7 protein-coding genes are annotated in these 9,190 nt (G+C 73.3%); 4 read left to right on the top strand and 3 right to left on the bottom strand.

The window, feature by feature from the left end; all coding sequences use genetic code 11:
* Positions 1-88: 88 nt before the first annotated feature.
* The 3 genes from WEB03_RS14920 to rsmI all read right to left on the bottom strand — a co-directional run bounded on the left by WEB03_RS14920 (position 89) and on the right by rsmI (position 3,809).
* Positions 89-2,266, bottom strand: a complete 2,178-nt coding sequence (locus WEB03_RS14920; protein WP_368071711.1) for a hypothetical protein — start codon at positions 2,264-2,266, stop codon at positions 89-91.
* Positions 2,266-2,805 carry a SigE family RNA polymerase sigma factor gene (locus tag WEB03_RS14915; protein ID WP_368071710.1) on the bottom strand — a complete coding sequence of 180 codons (540 nt, stop codon included), beginning with the start codon at positions 2,803-2,805 and terminating at the stop codon, positions 2,266-2,268. The genes WEB03_RS14920 and WEB03_RS14915 overlap by 1 nt, the downstream gene beginning before the upstream one ends.
* A gap of 137 nt (positions 2,806-2,942) precedes the next feature.
* Entirely contained in the window at positions 2,943-3,809 is an 867-nt protein-coding gene (rsmI, locus tag WEB03_RS14910) for a 16S rRNA (cytidine(1402)-2'-O)-methyltransferase (protein ID WP_368071709.1), read from the bottom strand.
* Positions 3,810-3,869: 60 nt separating this feature from the next.
* Here rsmI and WEB03_RS14905 point away from each other — a divergent pair, with 60 nt between their 5' ends.
* The 4 genes from WEB03_RS14905 (at position 3,870) to WEB03_RS14890 (ending at position 9,124) form a co-directional block, all read left to right on the top strand.
* Entirely contained in the window at positions 3,870-5,537 is a 1,668-nt protein-coding gene (locus tag WEB03_RS14905; RefSeq protein ID WP_368071708.1) for a phospholipid carrier-dependent glycosyltransferase, read from the top strand.
* Positions 5,538-5,764: 227 nt separating this feature from the next.
* Positions 5,765-6,529 (top strand): MerR family transcriptional regulator, encoded by a 765-nt coding sequence (locus WEB03_RS14900; RefSeq protein ID WP_368071707.1) that lies wholly within the window; start codon positions 5,765-5,767, stop codon positions 6,527-6,529.
* A gap of 104 nt (positions 6,530-6,633) precedes the next feature.
* Complete coding sequence (locus tag WEB03_RS14895; RefSeq protein ID WP_368071706.1) at positions 6,634-7,755, top strand: ferredoxin reductase; 1,122 nt, start codon at positions 6,634-6,636, stop codon at positions 7,753-7,755.
* Positions 7,756-7,939: 184 nt separating this feature from the next.
* On the top strand, positions 7,940-9,124 hold the full coding sequence (locus WEB03_RS14890; protein WP_368071759.1) for a fatty acid desaturase: 1,185 nt from the start codon (positions 7,940-7,942) through the stop codon (positions 9,122-9,124).
* The last annotated feature ends 66 nt before the right edge of the window (positions 9,125-9,190 follow it).

Below are 9,190 nucleotides of genomic sequence, written 5' to 3'. Positions count from 1 at the left end.
CCCCCCCCCCCCCCCCCCCCCACGGGGTGTTCCCCGGGGTGGTCGCTTCACGACCGGACCGGGTCCGACGTCGAGCTGGCGGACCGTGTCACCGGATGGCGTCGGCCGACACCACCTCGCCGCCGATCGGCGCCGCCAGCACCTCCCCGGTGGCGAGGTCGACGACCAACGGGGCTGCCGGGTCGAGGACCACCAGCGCGGAGCCGCCGAGGACGGTCACCCGGCCGGTGACACGCGGCCCGGTGGCTTCCGCCGGGAGGTCGAAGCTGGCACCGCCGACCTCGAGGACCGCCCCGCCTGGTCCTGGACGGAGCGCCCCGTCGAACGTGCCTCCATCGCCGACCACGAGGTCGAACACACCCTCACCGACCGGCGTGAGCGGGTTGGAGGCGGGCATCGCTGGGGCGCCATCGCCCTGCCGGTCGAGCCGCACGGTGAACGCCTCGCCCGCGAGGTCGTCGATGAGCAACAGCCCTCCCTCGCGTGTCGCACCCTCGCCGTCATCGGTCCACACCCAGCTGCGGACGGTCAGCGACCGATCGTCCGCGAGCTCGAACGTGGCCGCGAGGTTCGGATCGTCGCTCGGACCGTCATCGTTCCAGCCGATGGTCCGGACCTCGAGTGGCGCCCCTTCGCCCGAACGCGCGACCGCCGCGAGCAGGTCACCCTCCGGTGACCACACCGCCGCCGGTGCACGGCCGTCCTGGAGGTCGGGCACACCGAGCGGGAAGCCGTTCGCGCCCTCGATCGGTGGGGCGGGGAAGTTCGTCCCCACCGGGTCGACGTCGGTCGCCACCTCGCCGTCGACGACCCGCAGCCACCGGACGTCGAAGGTGCCCTCGGCGCGGGTTGTGATCGCGACCGTCAGGTCGGTCGCCGTCGAACCGGGCCGGACCGCGACGGCGACCACGGTGCTCTCGCCCTCGGTCGGGAAGGTGACCAGCTCCTGCGACGACCCGTCGGGACGGATCAGCGACACGGTGCGGTCGTCCGCGACGACCAGGCCGTCACCGAGGTCCGCGGTTCCCGAACCGGACGGTTCCTCCTCGACAGGGTCCGGCCCAGCGTCCGACGAGGGTGCGAGCCCACCGAGGAGCGCGCCGGCGACGACGTCGTCACCGAGCCGGCTGGACACCGTGACCGTGCTCGGGGGAAGGAAGCGCAGGGTGACCGCCGTGCCACCTCCGACCAGCAGCGCCGTCCGCCCACGAGCGTCGAGACTGACCGCCTCGGCATCGACACCGAGGTCGGTGCCACCCGCGGTGTCCCCCAGCCGCACGCGAACACCGGTACCACCCGCGTGCTCCAGGGCGAACACGGCAGCCTCATCGGTCGCGACGAAGTCGCTACTGACGTCGATCGCGTCTCCGACCGTGCCGTCGTAGGTCTCGCGCTGCTGGACCTGGAAACCGTCCCCGGTCCGTTGCAGCACCAACGCACCCTGGCGTTCGGCGCCTCGGACCCGGAGCCGGCTGAGATCGTCCTCGTCCGCGACGGGACCGCTCCACTCGATGAGCACGTCGATGGCGTCGAGTTCGTCGGCGACCGTGACCGTATGGATCTCGACGGCGGCGCCGAGGTCGGGGTCGAGCGAGCCGGGGACCTCGCCATCGCCGTCGAGCGGGACCACGTACACGGCCGGCGCGGCGTCGACGAGTTGCGAGGTACCCGTGTAGGCGAGCCACCGTCCATCGGGGGAGATCGCCACGCTCGGCGCCTGGCCCGTCGCACCGGGCAGGTCGAGGGTGGAGGTCGGCACGACACCCCCGGTGCCGGGATCGCCGTCCCCGTCCTGCCACATGGTGACGACGAGGGCCTCCTCGCCTGGGGGTGCGACGACGGCGGCCGCCTGGTAGCTGTCGAAGCTGGACCCGGGTGCGGCCGAGAGCGCGCTCACCTCGCCGAGTCCGCCCCAGGTCACATCCCGGTCGCCGGTGGCGAGGTCGGCGATCACGATCTGCCCGTCCTCGAGCGCGAGCAGGGCGTGGGTGGGATCCCCTGGGGTCAGCGACTCGGCCGGTGACTCGACCACCTCGGGGGTGTCGGCAACCTCCGGCGACCGCGGGAGCCCGCCGTCGAGGATGGTCGGGACGATGACGGCGGCCGCGGCGATGGCGGCGACGCCGGCGAGGGACCAGCTGGCGACGCGCAGCCGCTGACGGCGGCCGATGCGCTGCTGCACCCCCTGGTACAACGACGGCGTCGGCTCGACGCCCTCGGCACGGGCGCGGAGCGAGTCGCGGACGCGCTGCTCGATCGGGTCCATCAGCGATCACCTCCGGGGTGCTGCGTCGGGGCGGGCCCACCTCGGACATCACCCGTGCCCGCCGCGCCGAGCAGCTCCTGCAGCCGAGCCAACCCGCGTGAGGTGTTGCTCTTGACCGTCCCGACCGAGCAGCCGAGGAGCTCGGCGGTATCGGCCTCGGAGAGGTCCGCGTAGTAGCGGAGGACGACCGCAGCGCGTTGCTTGGCCGGCAGCCGTTGGATGCCCTGCCAGACGAGGTCCCGATCGGCGGCGTCCTCGTCGAGGAGCCGCACGCCGCGGTCGTCGCCGGTGCGGGCGGACGCGATCCGACGTTCGAGGTAGCGGCGGCGCAACCGGGAGTTGGCCTCGTTGGCGACGGCCCGGCGCACGTAGGCGCCGACGTCGCGGACCCCGCCCTTCTGCCAGCGGACGTAGACCTTCGCGAACGCCTCGGACACCACGTCCTCGGCCTGGTCCGGGTCGCTCACCAGGAGGTAGGCCAGGCGGACCGCCTGGCGGTGGTGGGCGTTGTAGATCGCCGCGAACGATCGCTCGTCCACCACCTCTCGCACCATCGCGAGCACCTGGGTCCCCATCTCGTCGTGGACGGCCGTGCCGGTGATCTACCGGCGGGGACGTCCCCTCCACACCACCTCGACGCACGCACGCCGGTCGAGGTTGCACCGGGCATGGTGGCTCACCGACCGGCGTCCGCGTGCTTGGCCGCGACCACCGCGTCGAACACCACACGCTTCGGGACCCCCGCCGCCTGCGCCACCGTGGCGATCGCGGCCTTTCGGCCGGACCCCTCCGACTCGAGCTCGTGGACGCGTGCGGCCAGCTGGTGCGGTGTGAGCACCCGCGCCACGGGCTCGGGAGCGCCACCGATGACGACGGTCAGCTCGCCGCGGATGCCGTGCTCAGCGACGCGGGCAGCGAGATCACCGAGGCTGCCCCGCACCACCTCCTCGTGGAGCTTGGTCAGCTCGCGGCACAGCGCTGCGGGGCGGTCGGGACCGAGAGCGTCGGCGAGGTCGACGAGGTCGTCGTCGGCCCGGTGGGGAGAGACGTAGAGCACGATCGTGCGGACCTCGTTCGCGAGCTCGGCCAGACGATCGCGTCGCGAGCCGCCCTTGCGGGGCAGGAACCCCTCGAAGGCCACCCGGTCCGACGGCAGCCCCGACACCACGAGCGCGGCGAGCAGGGCGGACGCGCCGGGGACCGCCTCGACCCGGAGGCCCGCCGCGGCCGCGGCCGCGATGAGCCGGTAGCCGGGGTCGGAGAGGGCGGGCGTCCCCGCGTCCGAGACGAGCACGAGCCGCTCCCCCGCCTCGATGCGGACCAGCAGCTCGGGGACCCGTTCGCGTTCGTTGTGCTCGTGGAGGCTGAGCTGGCGCACCTCGCTGTCGACGTGCGCGAGCAGCTTGCCGGTCCGTCGAGTGTCCTCGGCGAGGACCAGGTCGGCGGTGCGCAGCGCCTCGGCGGCACGCGGGGACAGGTCGCCGAGGTTGCCGATCGGCGTGGCCACCACGACCAGCGCGCCGGGCTGCGGGTCGTCGCTCACGCTGCCCTCCGACGTCGGTCCACCGCGGTCCACGGCCGAGCCGAGCCTACGCTCGCCCGCGTGACCCGACGCCGACCCGCTCCCGCGTTCGTGGCGGCGGTGGCCGTCGCGGCCGTCGCCGCGGTCCTCACCTTCGCGCGGCTCGGTGCACCGCCCGGGATCGTCTTCGACGAGACCTACTACGTGCCCGACGCGCGAGCCATGCTCGAGACCGGTGCCGAGGACGACTTCGCGGTCCACCCGCCGCTCGGCAAGTGGCTGATCGGGGCCGGCATCGCGGTGGTCGGTGACACGCCCGCCGGGTGGCGTGGCGGTGGCGCGGCCCTGTCGGTGCTCGCCGTCGCCGCGAGCGTCGAGATCGCCCGCCGGCTCACGGGCCGGCTGCTGTTCGGGGTCGTGGCCGGCGCGTTGGTCCTCGCCGACGGCGTGTGGATCACCCTCGCGCGGCTCGCCATGCTCGACAGCGCCCTCGCCGCGTTCGTGACGTTCGGCACGCTCGCGCTCGTCGTCGACCACCAGCGCGCCACCGCCCGCGCGAGCGACGTCCTCGCCCACGGGCCCGCGGCCTCCAGCACGGGGACGGACGACGGTGAGCGTCACTCGACCGAGCGTGCGGCACCGACCGTCTCGCGGTGGCCACTGTGGCTCGCCGGCGTGGCCTTCGGTGCGGCGGCGGCGACCAAGTGGTCCGCGCTGTTCGCCCTGGCCGGAGCGGGTCTGCTCGCGCTCGGGTGGGAGGTGGCGGCCAGACGCCGCCGCGCCAGCCCGGCCGGAGACCACGGCCCGGGGATCCCCATCGGCAGCCTGGCCCGGGTCGCCGGCGCCCTGGTCCTGGTCCCCACGGCCGTCTACGCGCTCAGCTGGGCGCCGTGGCTCGCGGGGTACGCCGCCACCACGATCGCTGCGGAGCGCTGCGAGGTGGACGGGGTGCGTGACCCGGGCTGTGCGCCGCCGTGGTCGGAGCGCCTGGCCGGGCTCGCCCGCCACCACGCGGACATCACCCGGTTCCACCTCGGGCTGGAGGCCGAGCACCCCTACCGCGCACCCGCCACCACGTGGCCGGCGCAGGTCCGGCCCGTCGTCGCCCACTACGAGAGCTGCGACGAGACCGGCACGCGCGACGACGGCACCCCGTGCCTCGGTCCGGCCGGACGCGCGAGCGAGGTCGCGATCCTCGGCAACCCGGCGCTGTGGTGGTCGGCGCTGCTGCTCGTGCCGCTGTCGGCCGCGGCCCTGCGACGGCGCGACGGCGCGGCGGTCGTGCCGCTGGTGATGCTCGGCGCGCAGTTCGTCCCGTGGCTGATCGCTGCTCGACCGGTGTTCAACTTCTACACCGTTCCGCTGGTGCCGATGCTCGCGGTGGCCGTCGTCGTGGCCTGCGCCGAGCTCGACCGGCCCGCGCTGCGGCGCTGGACGCTGGGTGCCGGTGCTGGTGCCGCCATCGCGGTCGGTGCCGCGACCCTGGCCACCGGCGCTGGTCGCCCGGCGGCGACGACGGCGGCCGTCCTGGCGGCGACCGCCGGCGTGGCGGTCGGCAGCTTCCTCGACGAGCGACGCGCGCGGCGGTGGGGCGCCCCGACCCGAGCGCTCCGGGTCGGGACGATCACCTCGTTGCTGGTCCTGGCAGCGGCGGCGGTCCTGCTCGTGTACCTCTCCCCGCTCTGGTTCGCGCTGCCGATCGAGGAGAGCTCGCTCCGGCAGCGGTGGTGGTTGCGCAGCTGGGTCTGATCCGGCTGCCTCTCGTCGGTCCCTCACCGTCGTCCGGTCGCGGGCAGGAGCAGGTGGAGCGGGGTCCTGGTGTGGCGTTGCCGCCACGTGAGGGCCCCGGAAGCGGTTCAGCCCGGTCAGCGGGGTGCTGGTGTGGCGTTGCCGCCACGTCAGAGCCCCGGACGCGGTACCTGGCCAGCCAGCTAGCGTCGCCCCTCGGTGTCCGGCGAGCGAGGCGAGGAGGCGAGGTGCGGGCCAAGCAGCTCACGATCGACGAGCTCGCGCAGGCGTCGGGTGTCTCGAGCCGGAACATCCGCTACTACCAGACCCGCGGGCTGCTCCCGCCCCCGGAGGTCAGCGGCCGCCTCGGGTACTACGACCGCCGTCACCTCGAGCGCCTCGCGTTGATCCAGGAGCTGCAGGCCGAGGGGCTGAACCTGCAGGCGATCGGGTGGTTGCTGAGCGGCGGCGCCACCGTCGACACCAGCGAGCTGCGCCGCATGAAGCGGGCCCTCCTCGACGAGTGGATCGTGGAGAAGCCCGTCGAGCTCCCGATCGGCGAGGTGGTGTCGGGCTACGACGGCGCGGACCCGGAGGGCAACGACGCGGAACGCGCCATCGGTCTCGGCCTGTTCGAGCGCGTGGAGGATCCGGAGCTCGTCCGGGTCCGGATGCCGTCGGTCCTCGAGGCCGGTCGCGAGCTCACCGAGATGGGCGTGCCGATCAGCCGACAGCTCGACGTCCTCGAGCTGATGCGCACGCACGCGACGGCGGTCGCCGAGGCGTACGTGACCATGTTCGACGAGGTGGTGCTGGCCGACTGGGACGCCCGGGGCCGGCCGGCCGAGGACTGGCCGCGCGTGCGTGCGGCGCTCGAGCGGATCCGCCCGCTCGCCGGTGACGCGCTCCTGGCAGTCTTCCACCAGGTGATGGCGCGGGCGGCCGCCGACCTGGTCGAGAGCGCCGCCCGGCCCGACGAGGAGCACGACCCCGTGGACACCCAGGAGGACTGAGCGCGTCGGCCCCCGGCCTCACGGGCACGCACACCACTTGACTGTTACAGCTGGAGCTGTCACCGTTACGGGACCGTAAGTTACTCCCCCGTAACGGAGACCCGATGCCGCTCCTCAGCTCCCCCGTCCGGCCGCTGCCGGCCCGGGTGCGATCGGTGCTCGGCTCCTCGCTGCTGGCGGGGCTGGCCTCGCCACACAGCGTGGACCGCTACCTCGAGTCCGTGCACCCGCTCTGGACCACCGAGGGTGGTCGCGCACAGGTCACCGCGGTCCACCGCGAGACCGACGACGTCGTCACGCTCACCCTCCAGCCCGACCACGCGTGGGCCGGATCGATCGCTGGTCAGCACGTGCGCATCGGCGTTCCGAGCGACGGGGTGACGCAGACCCGCACCTACTCGGTGTCCTCCTCGGCCCACCGGGCGGACGGTCGCTTCACGATCACCGTCAAGCGCAAGGACGGCGGGGTCGTGTCCGGCTTCCTCCACGAGCGCGCCGTGCCGGGAACGATCCTGTCGTGCTCGGCGGCCACCGGCGAGGTCGTCCTGCCCGAGGCCCGGCCCAACCGCCTGGTGCTCGTCAGCGGCGGTAGCGGCATCACGCCGGTCGTCTCGATGCTCCGCACGCTCGCCGACGAGGACCACGGCGGTGCGGTCACCTTCCTGCACTACGCCCGGACGACGGACGACGTGCCGTTCCTCGCCGACCTGCGAGCCATCGCCGCCCGGCTGCCGCGGGTGGATCTGCACATCGTGCCGACCGGTGGAGGGCCGGGCGAGGTCCTGACCGGACGGTTCGAGGCGGCCCACCTCGACCGCGTCGCGCCCGACCACCGGCAGACGCTCACCTTCGCGTGCGGGCCCACCGGGCTGATCGATGCGCTCGAGGAGGCCTACGCGGCCGGGGACGCCGGGGACCTGCTGCAGGTCGAGCGGTTCACCCCCCGGGCGCTGGTCCGTACCGAGGGTGTCTCGGGCGGGACGATCAGCTTCGCCCGATCAGGTATCGAGGTGATCGACGACGGCCGCTCGCTGCTCGAGCAGGCCGAGGCCGCCGGTCTCACCCCCGAGAACGGCTGCCGCATGGGCATCTGCCACACCTGCACCCGGTTCAAGCCCGAGGGCGCCGTCACCGACCTGCGTGACGGCCGCATCTGTGACACCCCCGACACCCGCGTCCAGATCTGCGTGAGCGTCCCCGCCGGCGACGTGGTCGTGGACCTGTAGCTCCGGGCGCGATGGATCCCACCCGCCGTCTCGGTCGCTACGCCCCCTCCTGGCCGCGCCACCGCCGGCCCCACCTCCCCCATCCCGCACGCTCGAAGGAGCACCCGTGCCCATCGAACTCGACCTCGCCCCCGCGCCGAACGCGCTCCGTCCCGACGAGCTGGTCTCGCCGGCCGACTTTGCGCTGCCGCCCTGCGCCGCGCACCTGTCCGCGGAGCAGGTCGAGGAGCTCGGCCGCGAGCTCGACGCGATCCGTCAGCGCCACCTCGACGACCGCGGCGAGACCGACCGGCGCTACATCACCGCGATGGTCCGGCTGCAGAAGGCGCTCGAGATCGGCGGTCGAGGCCTGCTGTTCGCCGGCTTCTTCCCGCCGGCGCTGATCGGCGGTGCGGCCGCGCTCGGCCTCTCCAAGATCCTCGACAACATGGAGATCGGCCACAACATCATGCACGGCCAGTACGACTGGATGGAGGACCCGCGCCTGCACTCCTCCGCGTACGAGTGGGACAACGCCGCTCCAGCCTCGCAGTGGAAACACGGCCACAACGTGGTCCACCACACCTACACCAACGTGGTCGGCAAGGACCGTGACGTCGGCTACGCGCTGCTGCGTGTCAGCGAGCTCCAGCCCTGGTCGCCCCGGGACCTCGGCAACCCGCTCTACATGGCGATCCTCGGCCTGATGTTCCAGTACGGCGTCGCGCTCCACGAGCTCGAGGTCGAGCGCCTCACCAGCGGCGACAAGCCGATGGACGATGCCAAGCCCATCCTCGCGGCGATCCGCGCGAAGGCCGGCGCCCAGGCCAAGAAGGACTACCTGCTGTTCCCGCTCCTGGCCGGTCCCGTGGCGCCGTTCGTGATCGCGGGCAACATCGCCGCGAACCTGATGCGCAACGTGTGGGCCTTCACGGTCATCTTCTGCGGCCACTTCCCCGAGGGCGTGGAGATGTTCTCCGAGGAGGACATCGAGGGCGAGACCCGCGCCCGCTGGTACCTGCGCCAGATGCTCGGCTCGGCGAACCTCACCGGCGGCCCGGTCTTCCACGTGCTGACGGGCAACCTGTCGTTCCAGATCGAGCACCACCTCTTCCCCGACCTGCCGGCGTGGCGCTACGCCGCGATCGCCGCGGACGTCCGTGAGCTGGCCGACCGCTACGACCTGCCCTACAACACCGGACCGCTGCACCACCAGTTCGGCACGGTCATCAAGCGGGTCGTCCGCCTGTCGGTGCCGAACGAGTTCCCCGGCCAGGTCAGGCGGTTCGCGGCGCGCGTGACCGGCCGCACGTCGGAGACCATCGACGCGCTCGCCGAGGTCGGAGCGCAAGCACGCATCGCCCGCGACGGCACCGACCTCGCCGCCTGAACGACCCGGATCGACGAGGTCCGTGACGACAGCACCAGCTTCGAGGTGGAGCGTCACACCGACGAC

This window comes from Nitriliruptor sp. (assembly GCF_040882075.1).
Classification (GTDB): domain Bacteria; phylum Actinomycetota; class Nitriliruptoria; order Nitriliruptorales; family Nitriliruptoraceae; genus Nitriliruptor.
The sequence above is the reverse complement of the archived record's forward strand: the minus strand, read 5'-3'. Positions and strand labels throughout refer to the sequence as shown.

Coding starts and splice junctions, on each gene's coding strand:
- WEB03_RS14895 (WP_368071706.1), top strand. CDS start 6,634: ATGCCGCTCCTCAGCTCCCCCGTCCGGCCGCTGCCGGCCCGGGTGCGA.
- WEB03_RS14920 (WP_368071711.1), bottom strand. CDS start 2,266: ATGGACCCGATCGAGCAGCGCGTCCGCGACTCGCTCCGCGCCCGTGCC.